Origin of the sequence: Novosphingobium sp. PhB57, assembly GCF_004342985.1 — a bacterium.
Taxonomy (GTDB): Bacteria; Pseudomonadota; Alphaproteobacteria; order Sphingomonadales; family Sphingomonadaceae; genus Novosphingobium.
The window spans coordinates 73,403-95,141 of record NZ_SMBO01000004.1 but is presented as its reverse complement, the minus strand read 5'-3'; the positions used below and the strand labels follow the sequence as shown (position 1 = coordinate 95,141).

Annotated in this window: 18 protein-coding genes and 1 pseudogene; 10 read left to right on the top strand and 9 right to left on the bottom strand. The window is 62.2% G+C overall.

Features of this window, described 5'->3' with window-relative positions; all coding sequences use genetic code 11:
• Window positions 1–150 precede the first annotated feature (150 nt).
• Together EDF58_RS13720 and EDF58_RS13715 are read left to right on the top strand one after the other, a co-directional pair.
• Window positions 151–720, top strand: a complete 570-nt coding sequence (locus EDF58_RS13720) for a VOC family protein (protein ID WP_132266511.1) — start codon at window positions 151–153, stop codon at window positions 718–720.
• A gap of 206 nt (window positions 721–926) precedes the next feature.
• Window positions 927–1,877, top strand: coding sequence for a YiiG family protein (locus EDF58_RS13715; protein WP_132266508.1), 951 nt, complete (start codon window positions 927–929; stop codon window positions 1,875–1,877).
• A gap of 381 nt (window positions 1,878–2,258) precedes the next feature.
• Here EDF58_RS13715 and EDF58_RS13710 read toward each other — a convergent pair whose 3' ends face one another.
• Window positions 2,259–4,229: a TonB-dependent siderophore receptor gene (locus EDF58_RS13710; RefSeq protein WP_243654253.1), complete on the bottom strand. Its 1,971-nt coding sequence runs from the start codon at window positions 4,227–4,229 to the stop codon at window positions 2,259–2,261.
• Between the two features lie 686 nt (window positions 4,230–4,915).
• Here EDF58_RS13710 and EDF58_RS13705 point away from each other — a divergent pair.
• The gene (locus EDF58_RS13705) at window positions 4,916–7,069 is read left to right on the top strand and encodes a TonB-dependent siderophore receptor (protein ID WP_165921414.1); all 2,154 of its coding nucleotides are present in this window, start codon (window positions 4,916–4,918) and stop codon (window positions 7,067–7,069) included.
• Window positions 7,069–8,082: pseudogene (locus tag EDF58_RS13700) on the top strand (PepSY-associated TM helix domain-containing protein). Before EDF58_RS13705 ends, EDF58_RS13700 begins: the two are co-directional and overlap by 1 nt.
• A 328-nt stretch (window positions 8,083–8,410) precedes the next feature.
• Here EDF58_RS13700 and EDF58_RS13695 read toward each other — a convergent pair.
• Window positions 8,411–10,510: a TonB-dependent receptor gene (locus tag EDF58_RS13695; RefSeq protein ID WP_132267181.1), complete on the bottom strand. Its 2,100-nt coding sequence runs from the start codon at window positions 10,508–10,510 to the stop codon at window positions 8,411–8,413.
• A 711-nt stretch (window positions 10,511–11,221) separates the two neighbouring features.
• Between EDF58_RS13695 and EDF58_RS13690 the strand changes: the two genes are divergently transcribed.
• Complete coding sequence (locus tag EDF58_RS13690) at window positions 11,222–12,454, top strand: NAD(P)/FAD-dependent oxidoreductase (RefSeq protein ID WP_132266499.1); 1,233 nt, start codon at window positions 11,222–11,224, stop codon at window positions 12,452–12,454.
• Complete coding sequence (locus EDF58_RS13685; protein ID WP_132266496.1) at window positions 12,451–12,855, top strand: thiol-disulfide oxidoreductase DCC family protein; 405 nt, start codon at window positions 12,451–12,453, stop codon at window positions 12,853–12,855. The genes EDF58_RS13690 and EDF58_RS13685 overlap by 4 nt, the downstream gene beginning before the upstream one ends.
• A gap of 351 nt (window positions 12,856–13,206) precedes the next feature.
• On the opposite strand, the gene EDF58_RS13680 is transcribed toward EDF58_RS13685, so the two are convergent.
• Complete coding sequence (locus tag EDF58_RS13680) at window positions 13,207–14,247, bottom strand: cupin domain-containing protein (RefSeq protein WP_132266493.1); 1,041 nt, start codon at window positions 14,245–14,247, stop codon at window positions 13,207–13,209.
• A gap of 171 nt (window positions 14,248–14,418) precedes the next feature.
• On the opposite strand from EDF58_RS13680, the gene EDF58_RS13675 reads away from it, so the two are divergent.
• A complete protein-coding gene (locus tag EDF58_RS13675; RefSeq protein ID WP_132266491.1) occupies window positions 14,419–14,946 on the top strand; it encodes a DNA starvation/stationary phase protection protein in 528 nt (175 codons plus the stop codon).
• 105 nt (window positions 14,947–15,051) lie between these two features.
• On the opposite strand, the gene EDF58_RS13670 is transcribed toward EDF58_RS13675, so the two are convergent.
• The 5 genes from EDF58_RS13670 to EDF58_RS13650 all read right to left on the bottom strand — a co-directional run bounded on the left by EDF58_RS13670 (window position 15,052) and on the right by EDF58_RS13650 (window position 18,270).
• Window positions 15,052–15,414, bottom strand: a complete 363-nt coding sequence (locus tag EDF58_RS13670) for a response regulator (protein WP_207912981.1) — start codon at window positions 15,412–15,414, stop codon at window positions 15,052–15,054.
• A gap of 61 nt (window positions 15,415–15,475) precedes the next feature.
• Window positions 15,476–16,102, bottom strand: coding sequence for a response regulator transcription factor (locus tag EDF58_RS13665; RefSeq protein WP_132266485.1), 627 nt, complete (start codon window positions 16,100–16,102; stop codon window positions 15,476–15,478).
• Entirely contained in the window at window positions 16,099–17,589 is a 1,491-nt protein-coding gene (locus EDF58_RS13660) for an ATP-binding protein (RefSeq protein WP_165921413.1), read from the bottom strand. Before EDF58_RS13660 ends, EDF58_RS13665 begins: the two co-directional genes overlap by 4 nt.
• A gap of 146 nt (window positions 17,590–17,735) precedes the next feature.
• Complete coding sequence (locus EDF58_RS13655; protein ID WP_132266478.1) at window positions 17,736–18,002, bottom strand: ATP-binding protein; 267 nt, start codon at window positions 18,000–18,002, stop codon at window positions 17,736–17,738.
• The gene (locus EDF58_RS13650; protein ID WP_132266475.1) at window positions 17,989–18,270 is read right to left on the bottom strand and encodes a histidine kinase dimerization/phosphoacceptor domain -containing protein; all 282 of its coding nucleotides are present in this window, start codon (window positions 18,268–18,270) and stop codon (window positions 17,989–17,991) included. The genes EDF58_RS13655 and EDF58_RS13650 overlap by 14 nt, the downstream gene beginning before the upstream one ends.
• A 185-nt stretch (window positions 18,271–18,455) precedes the next feature.
• On the opposite strand from EDF58_RS13650, the gene EDF58_RS13645 reads away from it, so the two are divergent.
• The 3 genes from EDF58_RS13645 to EDF58_RS25905 all read left to right on the top strand — a co-directional run bounded on the left by EDF58_RS13645 (window position 18,456) and on the right by EDF58_RS25905 (window position 21,251).
• On the top strand, window positions 18,456–19,292 hold the full coding sequence (locus EDF58_RS13645) for an alpha/beta hydrolase (protein WP_132266472.1): 837 nt from the start codon (window positions 18,456–18,458) through the stop codon (window positions 19,290–19,292).
• A 63-nt stretch (window positions 19,293–19,355) separates the two neighbouring features.
• Window positions 19,356–20,993, top strand: a complete 1,638-nt coding sequence (locus EDF58_RS13640) for an FAD-dependent oxidoreductase (RefSeq protein WP_132266469.1) — start codon at window positions 19,356–19,358, stop codon at window positions 20,991–20,993.
• Between the two features lie 60 nt (window positions 20,994–21,053).
• Window positions 21,054–21,251: a hypothetical protein gene (locus EDF58_RS25905; RefSeq protein WP_165921407.1), complete on the top strand. Its 198-nt coding sequence runs from the start codon at window positions 21,054–21,056 to the stop codon at window positions 21,249–21,251.
• A 109-nt stretch (window positions 21,252–21,360) separates the two neighbouring features.
• On the opposite strand, the gene EDF58_RS13635 is transcribed toward EDF58_RS25905, so the two are convergent.
• The gene (locus EDF58_RS13635) at window positions 21,361–21,591 is read right to left on the bottom strand and encodes a hypothetical protein (protein ID WP_132266467.1); all 231 of its coding nucleotides are present in this window, start codon (window positions 21,589–21,591) and stop codon (window positions 21,361–21,363) included.
• Between the last annotated feature and the right edge of the window lie 148 nt (window positions 21,592–21,739).

Sequence of the window (21,739 nt, the reverse complement as noted above, 5' to 3'; positions counted from 1 at the left end):
AGCGAAGCTTCAGAAACGGCGGATCGGCCGTCCAAAAGCGTTTCTCCGGCCAGTGGGCAAACAAAGATCTAGCGGGCAATAGCATTTCGCCTGTTCGGTCTATGTGCCACCGTGTGTTCTCTCCATACAAGATGTCCGCGGAGGACGAACATGGCAGTTCCAATCAAGTTTTCGCACGTGCTTTTCCAGACGCGCCGATATGAGGAAATGCTGGCTTGGTACCAGAACGTTTTCGAGGCGGTGGTCGTCCATGGCGACGCAGTTCTGTCTTTCCTGCGATATGATGAGGAATACCATCGGTTCGCTTTCGCCAATCTGGAAGTTTTGCGGCCGGAGCCGATCCAGGGCGCTGGAAAAGCCGAAAGCGGCGTCAATCATCTGTCGTATACCTACGCAAGCGCAGGTGATCTGCTGGACCTCTATGCTCGGCTGCGCGACCTTGGCATCACCCCCTATTGGCCGGTCCATCACGGCGTGACCTTGTCTTTCTACTACATGGACCCGGACGGTAATCGCATCGAACTGCAAGTCGATTGCTTCGACAGTGAAGGCTCGATCGCATTCATGAAGAGCGATGTCTTTGCTCGAAACCCCATCGGCGTCGACGTGGACCCCGAAGCGTTGCTCCAGCGATATCTCGACGGGGCTTCCCACGAGGAACTGATTGCTCGGCCTGAGGGGGCGATTTCGAACATACCCGAAGCCCACGGCGTCACATAAGGCTCGCACATCGTTCAGCGCAGTGTCTGCGATGAAGATGAGCTTGAAAGCGAAGCCAACGTTCTCGACATCCACTCAACTCATTGAATTTGAATGCTATCGCCGTTCAGGGCATGGGAGGCATGAAGCGTCCTCGATCCCACTGTGGCGGGCGCCTCGCCAACTCTTGGTATCAATTCACCTGAGGTAATTTAGTGATTACGAAAATGCTGATCCGCTCGCTGGCTCTCTCGGCTTGTGTGCTCGCGCTTTCCGCCTGCGGTAGCCAGGATAATGACAAATCGCATCAGGCGCATACGCCCGCCGATCAGGGCGAACTGCAGAAATATAATGCCTATGTCGAAGCCGCTAATATGGGGCAGGTTTCATTCGCGAAAACATTGGAAACGTACCGAAAATCGATCGAGCCTGCTTTCGATGGCAGGAAGGATATGACCAACCTGTTTTTCCCTTCTGAGCCTGGAATCGGAAGGATCAAGGAGCAGTTGGACAAGGCGATCGCTATGAAGCCTGATATGGCGGAACTCGATGGCGTTGGCCGCGCCTACAGCGACGCACTTGGCAAGGTCGATCCGCTTTATCGCGATATGGCGAACTATATCGAGGCGAAGACCTACACCAGCGATAAGGGTGCGCACGGCCGCGAAATCCAGCCTTCACTCATCACCGCCCTCGAGAACCTAGCTACTGCTCAGTCTACCTACATGAAGGGTATCGATGCCAAGGACCGGGCCAGGATCAAGGCGGAGTTCGAGGCCACCAAGAAAGACACCCTCGATTATTACCGCATGGGTATGGTCTACCATATCAAGGAAAGCATTGACCATGCATCGGGCGTTCTCGACGGCAAGGGCCTCGGCGATCAGAAGGACGCTTTCAAGGCATCGCTCGATCAGTTCAATATCATGGGTACAAAGTTCGAAAACAAGATCCGCGAGACGAACAAAGATGGGTGCCCTGGCTTCATGCTGCATGTAAACGCCTATCTCGCCGCCGGACGAAACATCATTCAGCGGACCGAGGACGGCACATATGCCAAGGAGAGCAAGAATAACTCATCATTCATGTTGATGAAGCCGCAACAGACTCAGGATGGAGAGACCCTGCTGCAGAACTACAACGACGTGATTAGCAACATCAACATCAAGCAGTGCTGATGGTCGATCGTTAAACTGAGGCGGACGCTGCGCCGCCTCACCTGAGATGACGGGTGACGGCGGCAGGATACTCGGGCTGAAAACGCCCCGGAGCGGCGGCTCCTCGCTCCCCTGAAAGGGGAGAGGCCTATAACGACTTCCCACCCATTTCGTCGCGGACGAGTCTGGTGGGCAGAGGATACCGGATCGGCAGGTTTCGGAAACGTTAAATCGCCCCCTGAGCGACCGACCAGGGTTGAAATTTCTCGGCAGGACAGGGCGGCATGGGCAGTCGCGTCCGCAAATAGCATATCCTGTTTTCAGTGCGATCGCGGCTGCTTCGCCTAAGCCAACTTTGCCGGTGGAGGCGCCCGCCGTCGGGCCCTTCGCGATTCGCTTCATTCAGTAATCGAAGCGTATCGTTCCAATCACGCTACGTGGGGGAGAATAGAAGGCCTGACCCCACGCCAGCGAGTTCAGGTATTTGGCGTTGGTCAGATTGCGCACGTTCACGCTGGCTTGGAGATGGTCGACCACCTTGATGCCTGCCAAAACATCCACGACGGCGTAGCCTTTCTGGGAGATGGGCAGGCCGGCGCTATCATCGGTCCCGCTTATCGCGCTCTGGTAGCGGAATTGCGCGCCCAGCTTGAGATCGCGCCATTCCGGAACCTCATACGTTGCCGCCAGCTTCACGCTGTCGCGCGGGACCTGGTTCTGTGTCCGCAGGCCTTGGTTGTCTTCGATCTTGAGGTGGGTAAAGCCTCCGCTCAATTGCCAATGATCGGTGACGCGCCCTGAAACCTCCACTTCGAACCCCTTGGAGGTGGTGTCCAAGGCTTCGTAATAGTCGAGGCCCAGCGGACCATCGGTTCCGTCGAACGTGCCAACGTAGCTGGCAAGCCCGCGCTGCTTTGCCTTGAAGATGGCGGCCGTCGCGGAGAGGCGGTTGTCCAGCCAGCTGCCCTTGATCCCGGCTTCCAGCGAAGTGCCCTTTGCGGGGGCGAGGCGGCGGTTGTCGATGTCCACCTGGCTCTGCGGCGCGTAGATATCGGTATAGCTCGCGTAGAGTGTCAGGTTGCGGGTCAGGTCGAACAGCAGGCCGGCATAGGGACTGACCTTGTGATCGTCTCGCGCAAGATCGGACCCGTAGGAATCGCCGCTCGTCTTCAGCCACACGGCCGACGCGCCGGCGACGCCTTTCAATCGGTCCGTAAAATTGAGGTGGATCGCACCATAGACCCGCGTCAGCCGATTGCGTTCATGCCCCTGGATCGTGATCTCGGGATAGTCCGGTTCCGGGGGCACGAAGGAACTGAGCTGGCGGATGTCGCCATAGTCGATTTCGGTATCGGAGTAGGCCTCATATTCGCTGCTGCGGAGCCAACCGTTCGATACGCCAAAGGCCAGCTGATGGCTGCGGCCGAACAGATTTACGCTGCCCGATGCATAGCCGTCAATCAGGTATTGCTTGTTGTGGCTGGGGTAGATGCCGCTGCTGCCAGCAATGCCAAGGCCGGTTTCCGGATCGGGCGTACCCGAAGCGTAAAGCCGCTTCGCGTCGGAATCGACGTGGTTGTACGTGAAAACACCGCGTAGCGACCAGTCGCCGCCGACCCGGTAGGTCAGTTCGCCGAACGCGCTTTCGTTGAGGACATTGGCGTAAGTCCAGGGCGCCGAAGTGGAAGCGGAACGGGGATAGGATATGCGGGTGCCGTCGCTGTAAACCAGCGGCAGGGCGCCCCACAGGATCCCGTCCGCCTTGTTCTTCTGCCTTGTGTACCCAACCGTAGCGGTAAGCGAGGGCGTGATGTCCAGCGCGACGGAACCGCCCAGCACCGTGCGGTTGACCTGGTTGTAGTCCAGATAGGAATTGCGTTCCTCGTGCGCGCCGATGACGCGCGCCCGCAATGTGCCGCTGGCGTTGATCGGGCCGGATACATCGCCTTCCAGTCGCCACATGTCGAACGAGCCCGCGTAGGCCGAAGCGTTCGCCTGAAACGTCGTGGTCGGGCGCTTGCGCAAGTAATTCACCGTCGCGGACGGATTGCCCACGCCGGTCATGATCGCGTTCGCGCCGCGCACGATCTCGACGCGTTCGTACAAGATCGTATCGAGATCGCCATCCACCGCGCCGAGCAGAGGTAGCCCGATACCGTCGACCTGGAAATTGGTAATGTCGAAGCCGCGCGAACTGTATTCGGTGCGGTCGGTTTCATTGCGCTGGACGGTGACGCCCACGGTCTGTTCGAGCAGATCGTTGACGTTCGTCAGCGCGAAATCGTCGATCCGCTGGCGATCGACCACGGTGACCGATTGAGGAGTTTCCCGGATCGACAGATCGAGGCCGGTTGCCGAGGAGCTTTCGTTCAAGTCAACCTGCTTGGACCTTGCTCCGGTGACGACGATGTCCGTCCGGGACAGCGGTTGATCGGCGGGTGCAGGAGCATCCGAGGCGTAGGCTGGACATGCGGCCAAGGCCGGAACTGCAGCTGTGAAAAGCAATCGACCTAGCACTCTGAATTCCTCCCCGGATTGGAAGTGCTGATAGGGATGACGCTAATGCGAATCAACCACAATAGCATGCGGTGCTGCAGCATCGCTCGCACGCACCATCGCGGAACTGCCTTCGCCCTGGATTCGAGCCATTTGCTTAGGTCACGAGATTCGCTGAGAGTGTTGCATCGGAAACACATCGATCTTCGGTCTCCAACAAAGAATGGGACGGCATGACCGGTTATTGCCAAGCAATTTCGCCATTTATGGCGACCCATGGCGCCGAAAGGCTCTGCCAAAGGGGGCCGTAATTCCACCGACCTCCCCCTGCGGCGTGATCATCTGACATGAACTGCGATGATAATGCTATTGCGAATCTATAGCGTTATCATTAAGCGGCGCCCGCAACAATCGCGAAGGTTATCCGGGTATCTCCGTAATTCCATGATCGCGACATCACTGCAGGGGTAATAATGAGGAACAGCAACGCACACTGCGCAGCCGCGCCTGCGCGCATCACAGCCTTGATTGCGGCATTGGCCGCAAGTTGTGCGATGCCGCAGATGGCGTGGGCACAGCCGAACCCGGCCGAGGACGAGCCAACCGACAATATCACGGTCACCGGTGAGCGCGCGTCGAACGACCCGACGCTCACGGAAGGCCGCGACAGCTACGCCCCGGCGGCAGTCAATGTCGGCAAGGCTGCACAGGCTCTGCGCGAAATCCCTCAGTCAGTCACGGTGATGACCCGGGCGCGTATCGAGGATCAAAACCTGCTGACCGTCGAGGACGTCGTGCAGCAAATGACCGGCGTGACCGTGGACAGGGCCTGGCTTTCCTCAACTTACACCTCGCGCGGACTGACCATCACCAATTATCGGTTGGACGGCGGCGCCAGCAGCCAGACGTCCACCACCACCGGTGATCTCGATACCGCGATCTTCGACTCGATCGCGCTAGTCCGGGGCGCTGACGGCCTGTTCGGTGCCGGCGAAGCGGGCGGCGTCATCAACTTCACGCGCAAGCGCGCGCTGGCAGACCCGCAGGCGCGGGCCGCGATGACGTTCGGAAGCTGGGACCACGCCCGTATCGATGCGGACGTGACCGGTGCTCTCACCAAGGACGGAAATCTGCGGGCGCGCGCGATCGGCGTCTACGACATGAGCAATTCCTTCCAGGACTACAAGTCGGACGATCGCTGGCTGGCGCACGGTTCGATCGAATACAATCCCGCGCCCGATACGCTTCTGCTTGCCGGCTACACCCATCAGTCCGATCGGCACGAAGCCTTCAATGTCAGCCTGCCGCGTTATCGCAGCGGCGAGGATATCGGTTTCCCGCGCAGCACCAATACAGGCGCGCCGTGGAACTGGATCGAGCGTGATATCGACATCGCCTATGGCCGGGTCGAGCAGGCCATCGGCAACAAGTGGACGGTGCGGCTCAATGCCAACTACAGCCGTTCCAATGACAAGACCAATGCCGCCGAAATGGAAAACGCCGTCGATCCCATCGATCGTTCGGGCATCGACTGGTGGTATTATCAATCGGCAGCCAAGGTCCGCGAACTGACGCTGGACTTCAACACGACCGGCAGCTTCCAGGCGTTCGGGCAGAAGCAGGAAGTGGTCCTTGGCATGGACTACACGCGCAACAAGACTGACAATCGCAGTCTCTGGACTTACTACGGACCGGGAGACGTCTTCGATCCTGTCTATCCGCCGCAGGTCGCCTATCCGCCGGCATGGGATCAGGGCGGTTATCAGGGCCGCACCGACATCGAACGCCTCGGCTTCTATGGATCGCTTCGCATCCGGCCGATCGCGGCGCTTTCGCTGATCGGCGGCGGGCGTCTGGTGGTGAAGGACCGCAGCGAGGGCAGCAATCTCGCGACGGGCGCGGTCACTTCGCTGATCGACCAGAAGACCAAGTTCGTGCCTTACGTGGCGACGGTGCTGGATCTGACCAAGGCGGTCAGCCTCTATGCAAGCTATTCCGAAATCTACCAGTCGCAGGCCAACTACATGTCCGGGCCGCGTCCGGGCACACCGCTTGCCCCGGTGACCGGCACCAATTACGAAGCCGGGCTCAAGGGCGAACTGATGGGCGGCAAGCTGACCGGATCGCTTGCGGTCTATCGCGTGCGCAAACAGGGCGCGTTCGCCGTCGATCCTAGCAATCCGCCTGCCGGCTCCACCGACAACTGCTGCTATGTCCGCGACGGTTCACTCAGGAGCCAGGGCTTCGAGGCCGAGATCAACGGCGAGATCCTGCCCGGCTGGCAGCTCTCGCTCGGCTATACCTACAATGACAACGAGAACCGGCGCGACAACGATGCCACGTTCGCGGAGATCACGCCCAAGCACCTGTTCAAGCTCTTCACCGATTACAGGTTCCGCGAAGGCTCGCTCAAGGGCCTCAGCATCGGCGGCGGCGTGACGGCGCAGAGCAGCAATTTCCGTTCGGGTTACGTGCAGGAGCTGAACCCGGTGTCGGGTCTCTACGACGGGCCTTACTACCTGTATCAGTTCCGCATGCCGGGCTACGCCGTCTGGTCGCTGCGGGCGGAGTATGAGGTGAGCGAGCAGTTCTCGGTGAGCGCCAATCTCAACAACGTGTTCGACAAGACCTATTATGTCACCATCGGCAGCCCGGGCTACGGCAACTTCTACGGCGATCCGCGCAATTTCCTCGTCTCGCTGCGCGGAAAGTTCTGATGGCGCAGTCGTTCCGGCAATCGATGGCCTGGCTGCACACCTGGGCGGGGTTGATCCCCGCCTGGATTGTCTGCGTCATCTTCCTGTTCGGAACGAGCGCCTATTTCGAGCGCGAGATCAGTGCATGGATGCGTCCCGAAGTGCATTCAGCGCCGGTGTCGGCTAAAGCGCTCGATGCAGCGGGGCGCGTGCTTGCCGCGCGCGGCGTGGGCGCCGAAAGCTGGACCGTCACGATCCCCGGCAAGCGTGGCGGCGATGCCCTGTTGGCTTCGTGGCTGATGCCGGGCCAGTCATGGCGCGATCGGCATGAAGTTCGGTTCGATCCAGCGACGGGCCGCGAACTGCAGGTGCGCGATACGGAAGGCGGGTATTTTCTCTATCGCTTCCATTTCGACCTTCATGCGATGCCTGTCAGCTGGGCGCGGATGATCGTGAGCATGGCCGCGCTCGCGATGCTGGTGGCGATCATCTCCGGCATCGTGACGCACAAGAAGATTTTCGCTGACTTCTTCATGCTGCGGTTCAACAAGGGACCGTGAAGCTGGCTCGATGCCCATAACGTCAGCGCTGTGCTGGCGCTGCCGTTTCACCTGATGATCACGTGCACCGGTCTGGTGACCTTGGTCTTCACGTTCATGCCCTGGGCAGTCAGCGCAAATTTCAAGAGTCTCGACGCCTATTTCGAGGCGGCGTATCCGGCACGGGCAGAGATCATTGATATCGGACATGCGCTGCGGCCAGATTCCTATCTGGATGCTCAGGATGTGGCCCCTGGCCGTGTGATCGCCTTCAATACGTTCGCTGGAATTCTCCAGACCGTATCGCTCGGCGGACATTCGGCGATCATGCCCGCAGACATCAGCAGAGGCGCGGGCGTCAGCGACCTGCGCTTCATACCTCTCGACCCTGCGCCCCCGGAGAGAGTGGTGTGCCTGCTGTCGCCTGCTTCGGGCCTTCGCTCCCCAGCGTCTCTAGAGATGGCTCAGCGAATTCGGACGCGATTTGCAAATTAAAACGGAGCACGGATTGCTGCTCGATCTGCAAGAACGAACGCAGTTGAGCTGTCTGGGGCGCGGCTATCGGCCCTTAATGGTAGTCCAGCTTTGGAGCCGAATAGTCTTTCGCTGATCTGCGGTTGGACGACCGGAAAGTCTCACGCCAAGTCAGTCAGGTTGATCCGGCCCGGATGAACGGAGGTAGCTATCAAGGAGCCAAGATGTGGAGCCCTCCGGCCGCTTTGTCGGCGGGAATCCCTTCGAGGGGCAGGTCACGGTCTGCCAGGCATTGCCTGCCGATCATTTGCGGCTCTAGTCGCAAACGACCGGCAGGCTCCTGGAGAGCTTAGAAATCGACGTTAGCCGAGATCCAGAGCCGGCGGCTTTCCTGGTTGATCGAATAGGCCGGCGTGTATGCGGTGACCGCACCGCTCGCATAGGGGACATAGACGGCGTAGTCGGTGTCCAGGATGTTGTAGACCGTTGCAGCAAGACGGAAGGCGGGGGTGAACTGGTAAGACCCGCCCAGGTGGAACACCTCGTAGCTGCGGAAATCGCCCACGGCCTCTTGCTGTGCATTGTTGCCGCGCCAGCGGCTTGAACGGACCTCGGCGCGGACCCAGAGGTTCGCTGCGTCGGTCACGCTCCAGCGCAGGTTGCCGTTGAACATGTGCTTGGGCACCCCCACCAGCGGCAGGCCCTCGTCCTCGCCGCTGAGCTGCTCGGAGTCGGTATAGGTATAGTTGGCCGAAAGCGAGAGGGTGGGCGTGAAGGAGAAACGGGTCGCCACCTCGACGCCGCGCGTGCGCGCCTTGTCGATGTTGATCGACTGGCCGAACAGATCGACCGCCGGGAAATTGCCGACATCAAGGCAGCCCGGCCGGTTGGGATTGCCTGCGAACGAGCAGTTGGGGATGCCTGGCCCGGTGGCGATCTTGTCGTCGAAGTCGTTGTTGAACAGGGTCACGTTGCCGCTGAAGAACCCGTGGCTGTCATAGTAGATGCCCGCCTCGTAGCTGGTGCTGGTCTCGGGCGTCAGGCCCGGGGTGCCGATCAGAGGCACGCGCCCCTGGCTGCCGAAGCCGATGATGCCGCTGGCAATCTGCTCTACGCGCGGGGTCTTGAAGCCCCGGCTGACGCCGCCCTTGAGGGTGAAGTCGTCGTTGACGTTCCACACCGCATAAGCGCGGGGCGACCACTTTGAGCCGAAGGTCGAGTGATCGTCATAGCGCGCGCCGCCGGTCAGGTTGACCCCGTCGACCACGGTGAGCGTGGCTTCCGCGAAACCGGCCCACTGTTCGAACTTGAAGGGGGCGGGGGCTACGCCGTCCACCATGCGCGCCCACCAGTACTGCCCGCCGACGGTGAAAGCCACCGGCCCGGCCTTGCCGGCAAAGCGCGAGTCCAGGATGTCGTTGCGCGCCTCCAGGTTGCGCGCGCTGCCGGGCGTGGCGCCCGGGGTGCCGTTGGGGACGAGGCGGCCGATCGTCTCGGTCTCGTTGCGCGTGAACGTGGTATCGAGCTGGCCGAAGTCGCCCGCGCGCCAGGTATGCGCCGCGACGTAGTTGGTGCGGTTGAACTTCTGGGTGGGCGAATAGCCGCCCGAACCCAGCGTGCCGAGCTGGCCTTCGGTATTGTCGTAGGTCTGCTCGTTGCGGTCGAATTCCAGCCACAGGTCGTGGTCGGCGTGGGGCGTGAAGCTGAGGCGACCGCCGTAAGTGTAGATGTCGGAGCGGACCGGATTGCGGCCCAGTGTCAGCGCTGGGTCGCCTGGGATCTCGATGTTCGAGCCCTCGCGGTGGAACACGCTGCCGCGCAGGGTCAGGCCGATCAGGTCCTTGACCACGGGGCCCTGCGCGAAGCCGGTGACTGACTGGATGTTGCCGAAGCGCTCATCGCCTTGGATCGTGCTCTCGGCCGAGGCGCTGCCGACCCAGCGGTTGCCGACCTTGCGGGTGATGATGTTGACGACGCCGCCCATCGCATCCGAACCGTAAAGCGTGGACATGGGCCCGCGGACCACCTCGATCTGCTGGATCGCGGCGAAGGGCGGCATGAAGCTGGTCGATGTCTCGCCGAAGCCGTTGGGAGTGACGCCGCCCGGCGCATTCTGGCGGCGACCATCGATCAGTACCAGAGTATATTCACTGGGCATGCCGCGGATCGAGATGTTGAGCCCGCCGGTCTTGCCCGCCTCGCCGCCGACGTCAACACCCTGAACGTCCTGCAATGCCTCTGCCAGGCTGACGAAGCGCTTGTCCTGAAGATCGGCGCGGTCGATCACGGTGATGCTGGCGGGGGCTTGGGTGATGTCCTGCGCATAGCCGGCAGCAGTGACGACGATCGGCGCCCCTGCGTCCTCTGCCCCGGCCTCTTCTGCGGCTTCCTTGGCAAGTGCTGCCGGCGCGGCGAACACGGACAATGCGACAAGACTGGCCCCGCCCATGCGGCGGGCGTGACGATGTATGATTTCGAACAAGCTTAATTCCCCCGGTTTGCCCAGAAATGCGATTGACTCGCATTTGCACGAGGCAAGTGAGAGCGGGCAATTCGGCTGTCAATCGCCTGGCGAAGAGGAAACGCCTGAGAAATATGATCTTACTTTAGAGAAGATAATGCTCTCGAGCCGAAACAGCACGGCAACATGGGTCGCGCTATGGCGAAGAAAATCGCTTGCCAAAGCGTTGGAAGAATCGGCGTTGCTTATTTGCTCTATCATGAGCCCGACCACGGTGGCTCAGGCGATAGCAACACTTACAAGCCATTCAGATTATCGGCGGCGACATCCGCTATAACTGGACCCGTCCGCAGGTGGAACGCAGATCCGTGCCTAAACGTCACGTTAGGGTCAGTGGCGGAAGCCGACCACAAGGTAATCGATCGTAAGCTATCCTGTTTCGCGAGTACGAAGTTGCCGCTTCGGATCGACTCACGTCCGGTTCTTCAGGTTCATCCGCGACTGGGTGGACCGACCGCAGCTGTCAGGGAGCCGAGATTACGCGCTCTATGGCAGCTTTGTCGGTGGTCGCTTTCGGGGCGCTCCCATCGTCTCACTCGGACATTTCGCAGCCTCGGCTCACCGAACATCGCCGGCTTCTGCGCGGCCATTTGAGCCCGCCCTATTGGACCGACCTCCATCATGGGCTAGGCAGCAGGGATGCGGGGGCTGAACATCGCGATTGCCGGCTGTGGGCCGTGCGGGCTGGCTGCAGCGCTGCTGCTTCACGAGGCGGGGCATCATGTCACCCTGTTCGAGCGGTTCGAGAAGCCCCAGCCTATCGGTTCCGGACTGATGATCCAGCCCACGGGGATGGCGGTTCTCGCCAAGCTCGGCCTGCTGGACGCGGTCCTGGCACGCGGCGCGCGCATCGATAAGTTGTTCGGCATGGCGGGCAAGCGGGTCGTGCTCGACGTGGAATATGCCTCGCTGGGCCGTCCGGACACCTTCGGCATTGGGATACACCGCGCCAGCTTGTTTGCGGTTCTGCACGAAGCCGTGCTGCGGTCAGGCATTCCATTGCATTGCGGGCGCACACTGGTGGGAACGACGCTGCTGGGAACGAAACGTGCGTTGCGGTTTGCCGATGGACAGAAAGGCGATCGCTACGATCTCGTCGTGGACGCGCTCGGCACGCGGACACCACTCGCTCCGCCGACGGGCCGGGAACTGGCATATGGAGCGTTATGGGCCAGCCTCGACTGGCCCGGGGGTGCCGGCTTCGATCCCCACGCCCTTGCGCAGCGCTACGACCGGGCAAGTATCATGGCCGGCGTTCTGCCCATCGGGACCCCGCCCGGCGCGGCCGTGTCCAAGGCAGCTTTCTTCTGGTCGCTCCGGGCAGATCGGCTGGACGACTGGCGCGAGGCTGGATTGACCGCCTGGAAGGCGCGGGTCGGCGCACTCTGGCCTGATTGCGGGACGCTGCTCGACCAGATCACCGATCCAAACCAGTTGACCTTCGCTCGTTATGCGCATCGTACCCTGGCTTCGCCGGCCGAACCGGCGCTCGTCCATATCGGCGATGCGTGGCATTCCGCCAGTCCGCAACTGGGGCAAGGCGCCAACATGGCGCTACTCGATGCCTGGGCGCTGGCCCGCGGTCTGGACCATGCGGGCAGCGTCGACGAGGGTGTTCGGCAGGGCATCCGGCTACGCCGTCGCCACGTTCTCACTTATCAATGGCTCACTGCGCTGTTCACCCCGGTCTATCAGTCCGACAGCCGCCTGCTGCCGCTGATCCGCGACCGGATTGTCGGCCCTCTATCCAAGCTATGGCCGGCCACCGCCATACAGGCATCGATGGTGAGCGGACTGGTCGGCAATCCGCTGCGACCGTTGGGGCTGGAGGACGACCGTCAGATGGCTCGGCGCGGCGCGGAAGCGGCATGAACGCCGCTTCCGGACCCATCATCGTTTTCGACGGGATGTGCGTGCTCTGCTCCGCCAATGCCGCCTTCGTGCTCCGGCATGACAGGGCCGGGCGTTTCCGGCTGGCGTCGATGCAGGGTGAGGCCGGGGCCGCGCTCTATCGCCGGTTCGGGATCGACCCGGCGAATCCGGAAACACTGATCGTCGTCGAGGGCGACAACGTCTTGCGGGACAGCGATGCGATGCTGGCCATATGGGCGGGCCTCGATCGTCCTTGGAACGCCCTGGCGGCGCTGCGGATCGTACCGCGCAAGTTGCGTGACCCCATCTATCGCTGGGTGGCGCGGCATCGCTACCGTTTGTTCGGAAAGAGGTCCGCGTGCTGGATACCGACGGCCGAGCACGCGGCTCGCATCCTGTGATCCGCATCCTGCTCCTCGGCGGCGATGGCGAACTCCTCGCGGTCGGTGCCATAGTGGCGGGCGGCTAAGATCGTCTCTCATCGAGCGTTCGCCAATTGACAACTGACAATGACGTTTCAGTTATGGGCAATCGACGCATGAGTTAATTTGAGTCTTGAGGCCTGTCGCCCGATACCTGTTCCAATGATCGGCACAAAAGCTGTCTCAAGTATCTGCAGATTGCTCCGGCGAGCGGTGCCCCAAACATAAGCGGGGCAGCCTGCGGCAGCGGTGGCATCCAGATTGGAACGATCGTTTTGGGCACGATATCGGCTGCCGTTGCATTCTCGTTCGGCATGGAAAGTGAATTACTCACGACGGCCGATCCAGAGGATTCACGCGTTCCACGATGAGCGGATCATCAACCGTCGAAGGCAGGGAAGGAAGGGAGCCGGTTGTTACTCCGAACGTCGCGGCGAGAACTTCACGCGAGATCGAAGACGTCGATGTGCGGTAGCCGATGTCCGCGGGCATCGGCTGGTCGAAGAAGACCAGAAAATGAATTTCCTCATCGCCAATTACCTCGATCTGATGAGGATAGGAACGTGGGATGAAATAAGCATCGCCCGCCTGCAGTTCGTAAGTGTCCACGCTGCCGTCCGGGTCCAGGATAGACATCCGCGCGCGGCCCTTGTGGACGTAGCCCATCTCCGCCGTGTTGGGGTGCCAGTGCGGCTCGCGCATGCCGTTTTCTGGGATCAGGATCGAATACATCGCCAGGTTCTTCAAAGCCGGCCAGAACTGTGAGCGCGCAACGCGCGCTGTGCCGTAGGGATGGTCGATCGGCGGGGTCTCGCTGGCGATGCCGAACTTGTGAGGATCCGGAAACGCCGCGTTTGCGGGCACTCTGGCGGGGCCGGTCCGGTGCACCAGCAGCGCGGACGAGGTATCGCGCTTTAGCGCGGCGAAGTCGGAAGAGGGCAGGGTGAACGTGTTGCCGAGGACTGCGTCGGTCATTGCCCCGAAGGCGCCATGCAGCGAGAATTCCTCGGGTCGTTCGTGGCTGAAGACGATGATGAGTTCGGCATCGACGTCGCCGACGTTCTCGATCGTGTGGAGCGAGCCGACGGTAATGTGAAACATCTCTCCCGCAGAGATCGTAAAGGCGCCGAAAACGTCGCCGGTATCGAGCACCGAGACCAGCAGGTCGCCCGACAGGCAGCACGCCAATTCATCGGCATTGGCGTGCCAGTGCGGCTCGCGGATCGCGCCCGGCGCCAGGACCAGGCGGCGCATCGACATGCCCTTCAGGATGGGAAAATTGCCGGCGTCGGCCCCTCGTACCGATCCGAGGCTGCCTTCGTAGCTTGGCGGTGTGGTGATCAGCGAGCGGACATGGCGGGATGCGGTCATGGAACGGGTCCTTTCGGATGAAGTCGAACACGTTCAAAAGCTATGGACTGGCATGCGCCGCGCCTATCCATACCAAGATATGCAAACCTTGGTGTGGATAGGCGGCGATGACGAGATGCGTAACTCCAGGGTATCGGACGGCGCTGTGCCGCCCCGACCTGGAGAAGCACGATGACCACCGACACCACCACCGTCTCGATCGCCGACCGGTTTCTCGGCACGCCGACCGATCTTGGGACCGACGCGACGCGTGACATTTCGGCCGGGCTGGCCGGCCTGCTCGCCGACGTGTTTGCGCTCTACCTCAAGACCAAGAACTTCCACTGGCACATGAGCGGCCCGAACTTTCGGGACTATCATCTGCTGCTGGACGACCAGGGCGACCAGATTTTCGCAATGACGGATCCAATGGCCGAGCGCGCCCGCAAGATTGGCGGCACCACCATCCGCTCGATCTCGGACATCGCCGGTCGCCAGCGCATCCTCGACAACAATGCGGCTTATGTGGAGCCCAAGGACATGCTCGCCGAACTGCACGGCGACAACAAGCAACTGGTGGCCGAGATGCGCCGGGTTCATGAACTGTGCGACGAGTATTCCGACGTCGCCACGGCAAGCCTGCTGGAAGTGTGGATCGACGAAACCGAACGCCGTAGCTGGTTCCTGTACGAAAGCTGCCGTGGCCCCGCTATCCGCTGACGGACAGGGCGGGGCTCCATCCCCGGGTCGCCGCCGTGCAATGAAGCCCGTACCGGACCACACGACAAGGAAGGCGCTACCTCGCGGTGGCGCCTTCCTTTTTGTTCAGCGGATTGCCGCTTCGATGGCGTCCAGCAGGGAATCCGGATCGACCGGCTTGGTCAGAAATGCCCGCGCGCCGGCGCCCATCGCCTGTTCTCTGGCGGCATCGGTCGGAAAAGCAGTCATGACGATCAGCGGCACGGCCCAGCCACGCCGCAGCATCTCCGCCTGCAGTTCGAGACCTGTCATTTCCGGCATGTGCAGGTCGGTCACGATGCACGCCAGAGCCTCATCTCCCGCTGCCAGCAATTCGCCGGCGCTGGCGAAGCTGCACGGGGTCATGCCGGTCGATCTTACAAGGCTGTCTATACTCCCTCGAACGCCGGGGTCGTCGTCCACGATGGCGATGATGGGGGAAGCGGGCACGCACAATTCTCCTGGTTCACATCCTCCAGATGGGCCTGCACCGTGTGCCGCGCCATCATACTCAGATGTTAAAGCGGTGAATCGTGTCATCGCGAATGCCCAGTGTCTCGGCCATTCTCACCAGATCCGCCAGCGACTGGGCCGCCATCTTGCGCATGACGTTGCCGCGATGGATCTTCACCGTGATCTCCGAAAGCTCCATCCGCGCCGCGACCTGCTTGTTCATCAGACCGGTCACGACGAGACTCATGACTTCGCGCTCCCTTGGCGTGAGCCGGTCATAGCAAAGCTGGAGTGCGTCCGACCCGGCGGCCTGCTCGCGGCGCTCTTCGTCGCGCTCAAGCGCACTGCCGACGGCGGCAAGCATCTGTTCCTCACTGAATGGCTTGGGCAGGAAATCCACCGCACCGGCTTTCATCGCGCGCACGGTCATGGGGATATCGCCGTGCCCGGTAATGAGAACAACCGGAAGCGTTATTCCTTCCGCGACAAGGCGCTCCTGAAAGTCCAGACCGCTCTGCCCGCGAAGCCGCACGTCCAGGACGAGGCAGGACGCAGTGGTCGGTTTTTCTGCGGCCAGAAATTCCTCGGGGCTCTGGAACAGCGCCACATCCAGCCCGGTCGAGCGGAACAGGCTGCCCAGCGATCCCAGGATTTCGGGGTCGTCATCGATCACAAAGACGGTCATGCTGCCTCCCTCCCGGCCGCAATGACCGGAAGCGTGAACCGGAAAGTGGCGCCGAGTGCCGCATTGTTCGATGCGACGAGCGTGCCACCGTGCCGCTCGACGATCGAGCGGCAGATCGACAGGCCCATTCCCAGGCCCGTACTCTTGGTCGTGAAAAATGGCGCGAACAGGCTTTCGGGATCGGCGGAGATGCCCGTTCCGCAGTCACGCACTTCGACGTTGACGGTTGCGCCGGCATGTACCGCCTTGACGCAGAGTTGTCTTTGATCGGCCGGGGTCTCGGCCATCGCCTGCTCGGCATTGAGCATCAGGTTCATGAACACCTGCTGGATCTGCACCCAATCGCCTCGCACCAGCGGGAGGCTATCGCCGATGTCGAGCGTAATCGCGACGTCGTTCGTCTGGAGGTCCCGGCGGAGCAGCGCGACGGTCTCTTCGATCAGGGGGCCCAAGGCCAGCACGTCCTGGCGCGGCTCGACATTGCGGGCCAGGTCGCGGATGCGGGCGATCACGTCTGCTGCACGGGTGCCGTTCGATGCGATGTGGTCCAGACAGTCGCCAACCTCTTTCGCATCGGGAGCTTCGCGCGCCAGCCAGCGGCGACCGGATTTCGCATAAGTGATGATCGCGGAGAGCGGCTGATTGACCTCGTGGGCGATCGATGCGGCCAGTTGCCCCAGGGTCGTTACGCGCGAGACATGGGTAAGTTCGGCCTGGGACTGGGCAAGCCGCGCCTGCGTTCGGTTTCGCTCGGTAACGTCGATGGCCATGATCAATACCCGGCTCCAGCCATCAGCGCCGGGGGGAACGGTCACGCGCAGGACCACATCGATCGTCTCTCCCGAAGCGGCGAGAAACTGGGTTTCCTCCTCGATCGCCGGATCGCCGCGCACGAGTGCAGCGAGAATGCGGCCGAGCGTCGCCTCGGCGGCGGGCGTGTGGTGGGGAATGAGCGTGCCGCCGATCAACGCGCGGGCATCGGGCAGGCCGAACAGGCGTCCCGCAGCGTCATTGGCGGCGCGGATGGTCGCGGTACGGGCGATGTGATCGATCTGCTCTGGCGTTGCGGAGCCGCCATTCGCCAGCAGCGCATGCGCCGTGGACCAGTCGCCCTCCCAGATCGGCAGACCCGCCGCATTGAAGATCGTGCGGTAACGCTCCTCCGACTTCCGCTGCTGTTCGGCTACCGCGAGGTTGCGGATGCTGAGCAGTGTGGCGATCAGGATCGCGATCAGGCTGACAGCAAGCCGCATGGCCGGCGAACCCAGCGGCTCTCCCCCATGGCTGATGAAGTAACCCGCCACTGCCATCGCGAGCACGGCCGCACAGGTCGCCAGCATCACCCGGCGGTCATGGCTGCGCGAGGACATGACAATGGCAACCGTGTACAAGACGGCAACGGCACCCTGAAGCGGGCTCAGAACATCGAGGGCAAAGACGGCGAGCGCCAGCGCCAGCGCCGCCGCGCCGTGGAGTCTTCCCGTCAACCTTCTACCGCCTGCATCGTCGCGCATGATCGCCTCGCGTAGCCCCACGGCCCAGGCGACCGGGAGCGTGGCCAAGCTGGACGAGAACGGCAATGATCGCAACGGGTAAGCTGGCATGCTTCGGGGGAGGCGGTCGCCCGACCGTATCAGGCACACAACGTGAAGCGCGTGCCGGGCCGCGCATCCGACCAGCCGTACCGGGCGCCCAGACGATGCGCCATCGAGGCAATGAACTGACTGCCCAGTCCGCTTCCTTCCGGCGCCGCGCGCGCTGCGCGGCCTCGGCCCCGATCGACCACTTCCAGCACGAACCCGCCCATCGGTCTCGCGCAGAGGGAGATGTCAACCGCGCCGGGAGAGCCCACCGGATAGGCGTACTTGCAAGCATTGCCGACCAGCTCAGAGACGATCACGCCGATCGACCTGCCCGACCGACCGCTCCCGGCAGAGCTGACGGTGAACCCCGGCGATCGCCGCTATCCGCAGGGTCATCGTAGCCAGCACCGCAAGGGCAGCCGGGTCCGCGATCCGGCGCGCCTCAAGCGTCATCATGGCCGCCACAAGCTGCAGGCTGTTGGCTACGCGGTGATTGACCTCGTCCATCGCGCTTGGCTCGGGAACGGGCGGAAGCACGGCTACGGCTGCGGTTTCTGGGAAAGCGGCGTGATGCGCGGTGGTCATCGTCTCTTCCTCGATTGGGTGACCCGCTGATCCCCGATCGCAGTCCGCCGGGCCATCATACTCAGGTATGAGGGCGATCAGGGAGCACCCAAACCTGCGTATGATATCGGGGCATCCACGCCGCGCCGATATCGGAACGGTCGGACCGGCCCCCCGCCAGTGTCCGCCTGCCAATGGAGGACAACATGGCTACCATCACGACGAACGACGGCGTTGAAATCTTCTACAAGGACTGGGGCCCCAAGGACGCGCAGCCAATCGTGTTCCATCATGGCTGGCCGCTGAGCTCGGACGACTGGGATGCCCAGATGCTCTTCTTCCTGCAGCAGGGGTACCGCGTCGTCGCGCATGACCGGAGGGGCCATGGCCGCTCGGCGCAGGTGGGCGCCGGTCACGACATGGATCACTATGCATCGGACGCTTCCGCCGTGGCCGAGCATCTCGACTTGCGCGGCGCGGTCCACATCGGACATTCGACCGGAGGCGGCGAGGTTGCGCGCTACGTCGCGCGCTTCGGCCAGCCCCAGGGCCGGGTCGCCAAGGCCGTGCTGGTCAGCGCGGTTCCGCCGCTGATGCTGAAGACCCCTGAAAATCCTGGCGGTACCGATATCGCCGTGTTTGACGGTTTCCGCAGTGCCCTCGCCGCGAACCGCGCGGACTTTTTCCTCGATGTCGCATCGGGTCCGTTCTACGGCTTCAACCGTCCCGGCGCCGAGGTTTCGGACGCGGTCATCCGCAACTGGTGGCGCCAGGGCATGAGCGGCAGCGCGCTGGCGCACTATGAGGGCATCAAGGCGTTCTCGGAGACCGATCAGACCGAAGATCTGAAGGCCATAACCGTGCCCACGCTTGTCCTCCAGGGCGATGACGATCAGGTCGTGCCCTATACGGATGCAGCCCTGCAGCAGATCAAATTGCTGCGGAACGGCACGATGAAGATCTATGCGGGCTATCCGCACGGAATGCTGACGACGCACGCCGACGTCATCAATCCCGACCTGCTGGCATTCGTCCGCAGTTGATCGTCGCACCGGCGGCGCAATACTGCGCCGCCGGGTTCAGGCCATTGCAAAGCGAGACGCGACATGAACACGCTGGGTACCCGCGAACATCAGATGTTTCCCGTATTGGACGATGCGCAGATCGCGATTGCGCGCCGGTTTTGCAGCGGGCCGGAACGCCGCTTCGAGCCGCACGAGGAAGTCTATGCGATCGGCGCCGAGGACGCACCGGCCTGGCTCGTGCTCCAGGGCACGATCGAGGTCGTGCGACGTGATGGTCTCAGTCACGAGGCGCCGATCACCACGCACGGTGTGGGGCAGTTCTCGGGAGAGGTGAACCAGCTTGCCGGGCGTCCATCGATCGCCGCCGGATGCGCGGGGCCGGACGGCTGCACGACACTGCCGTTCGATGCCGCGCATCTCCGCGCACTCATGGTCGGCTCTGCCGATGTGGGCGAGACGGTGATGCGCGCGCTCATCCTGCGGCGGGTTGCGCTCATTGCCGAAGGGGGCGCCGGGACGATCCTGATCGGTGTGCCCGACAGCGCAGAGATCGTGCGGCTTCAGGGCTTCCTGACGCGTAGCGGCTATCCCAACCTTGTCCTGAATGCTGCATCCGATGAGGAAGGCAAGGCACTGGTGGAGCGGATCGGCGTACTGCCCAAAGAACTGCCGCTAGTCGTCTGCCCCAATGGAAACATGCTGCGCCGGCCCAGCGATGTGGAGGTTGCTGCGTGCCTGGGCATGACCCCCAATCTGGACCCTTCGACGGTCTACGATGTTGCGATTGTAGGCGCCGGTCCCGCGGGGCTTGCTGCAGCCGTCTACGCAGCCTCGGAAGGGCTGTCGACCATTGTGCTGGACGAGCGCGCGATGGGTGGGCAGGCCGGATCGTCAGCGCGGATCGAGAACTATCTTGGCTTCCCCACCGGGATTTCCGGGCAGGCGCTCGCCGGGCGCGCGTTCAACCAGGCGCTGAAGTTCGGTGCAGAGATTGCCGTGCCGGTCGGCGTGCAGAAGCTGGACTGCTCTTCCGCCGTGCCGGCGCTGGAGCTTGCCGGCGATCGGCGCCTCCAGGCACGCACTGTCGTGATCGCGTCGGGCGCACGCTACCGCCGGCCGGACATTCCCGATCTTGCCGGTTTCGAGGGGCGGGGAGTGTCGTATTGGGCATCGCCGGTCGAGGCCCGGCTCTGTGCTGGAGAGGAAGTGGCGCTCGTGGGAGGCGGGAATTCGGCCGGACAGGCTATCGTCTTCCTGGCGCCGCAAGTGAAGCGGTTGCATTTGTTCGTCAGGCGGAACCTATCGGAGACAATGTCCCGCTACCTGATCGAACGGATCGCGGCCTTGCCCAATGTCGAGATCCATGTGGGCAGCGAAGTGGTCGCGCTTTCGGGCGATGGAGAAGGGCTTGCCTCTGCGACCTTCAGGCAGTTTGCGACCGGTACTCTCCATCGCCGCGACATCCGGCACTTGTTTCTGTTCATCGGCGCCGACCCGAATTCGGCATGGCTTGGCGACTGCGTCGTGACCGATGCAAAAGGGTTCGTGGAGACCGGCAGCAGCGCCCTGCCGCTGGAAACCAGCCTTTCTGGCGTATTCGCGATTGGCGACGTTCGGAAGGGCTCGACGAAACGGGTCGCCGCGGCCGTCGGTGAAGGGGCCGCCGTCATCGCCCAGATCCATCTAAAAATCGCTGAAATGAAGGGAGAACGGCCATGACGTCGTGCAAGCACAGCAGCACCATAAAGCGCGTAACGCCCAGCGCACGGCTGCGATACAATGGACCACCCGATCATCGAAGGGTATGGCCTGCCGGACGGGTGGAGCTGGTGCCGCATCGACGACGAAATGATTGATTTGCCCGACCGAATTCCGCAACTCGGCCCGGTACTCGCTATTACTATCCCTAGCGATTTGCAGCCTCCGCCGCCCGGAACTCAGCCGGAGCAAGGGCCGAAAGCGTCGTATTCTGGTTGAAGAGGTCGTTCACAATTCTGAATTTGGGCGGCGGGAACGGACAGCAACTATCGCGGCACCGAAATGCGCTGTTCTACGACCGCTCCGCCGGCGCTTTTTCGCTCTGGGTTCAGCCGGCTACCACGATCGAGTATTCAAGTCGCACGTCGTCGAGCAGTCGCTCGATCGCAGCGCGCTGCGTATCGGTTCCGCCAAGCCTGACATCCCAATTGCAATGGGGATGGGTTTTCGTGTCGCGCACGATGACCTTGCCAAGCGCCCGCCGCCATGATTGCGAAGAGCCGCCTCTTTCCCGGATAAGGCGGGCAATAAGCAGCTGTTCGAGATCGGATGCCGTCATAGCCACTGCTTAGCCGTTGTTGGCGGCCAATCAAGCGGTGCTTCTTGCACTAGCTTGATGGATCAGCGGCAGGTTTCGAGGATCAGCCGCGGAGCAGCGAGACGGCTATGGCTTGCGACGACACCCGGTCGTTTTTGACACGGTCGAA

Coding starts and splice junctions, on each gene's coding strand:
- EDF58_RS25905 (WP_165921407.1), top strand. CDS start 21,054: ATGGACCACCCGATCATCGAAGGGTATGGCCTGCCGGACGGGTGGAGC.
- EDF58_RS13705 (WP_165921414.1), top strand. CDS start 4,916: ATGGCGTGGGCACAGCCGAACCCGGCCGAGGACGAGCCAACCGACAAT.
- EDF58_RS13635 (WP_132266467.1), bottom strand. CDS start 21,591: ATGACGGCATCCGATCTCGAACAGCTGCTTATTGCCCGCCTTATCCGG.
- EDF58_RS13720 (WP_132266511.1), top strand. CDS start 151: ATGGCAGTTCCAATCAAGTTTTCGCACGTGCTTTTCCAGACGCGCCGA.
- EDF58_RS13665 (WP_132266485.1), bottom strand. CDS start 16,102: ATGACCGTCTTTGTGATCGATGACGACCCCGAAATCCTGGGATCGCTG.
- EDF58_RS13715 (WP_132266508.1), top strand. CDS start 927: ATGCTGATCCGCTCGCTGGCTCTCTCGGCTTGTGTGCTCGCGCTTTCC.
- EDF58_RS13650 (WP_132266475.1), bottom strand. CDS start 18,270: ATGACCACCGCGCATCACGCCGCTTTCCCAGAAACCGCAGCCGTAGCC.
- EDF58_RS13680 (WP_132266493.1), bottom strand. CDS start 14,247: ATGACCGCATCCCGCCATGTCCGCTCGCTGATCACCACACCGCCAAGC.
- EDF58_RS13640 (WP_132266469.1), top strand. CDS start 19,356: ATGAACACGCTGGGTACCCGCGAACATCAGATGTTTCCCGTATTGGAC.
- EDF58_RS13690 (WP_132266499.1), top strand. CDS start 11,222: ATGCGGGGGCTGAACATCGCGATTGCCGGCTGTGGGCCGTGCGGGCTG.
- EDF58_RS13685 (WP_132266496.1), top strand. CDS start 12,451: ATGAACGCCGCTTCCGGACCCATCATCGTTTTCGACGGGATGTGCGTG.
- EDF58_RS13675 (WP_132266491.1), top strand. CDS start 14,419: ATGACCACCGACACCACCACCGTCTCGATCGCCGACCGGTTTCTCGGC.
- EDF58_RS13695 (WP_132267181.1), bottom strand. CDS start 10,510: ATGGGCGGGGCCAGTCTTGTCGCATTGTCCGTGTTCGCCGCGCCGGCA.
- EDF58_RS13645 (WP_132266472.1), top strand. CDS start 18,456: ATGGCTACCATCACGACGAACGACGGCGTTGAAATCTTCTACAAGGAC.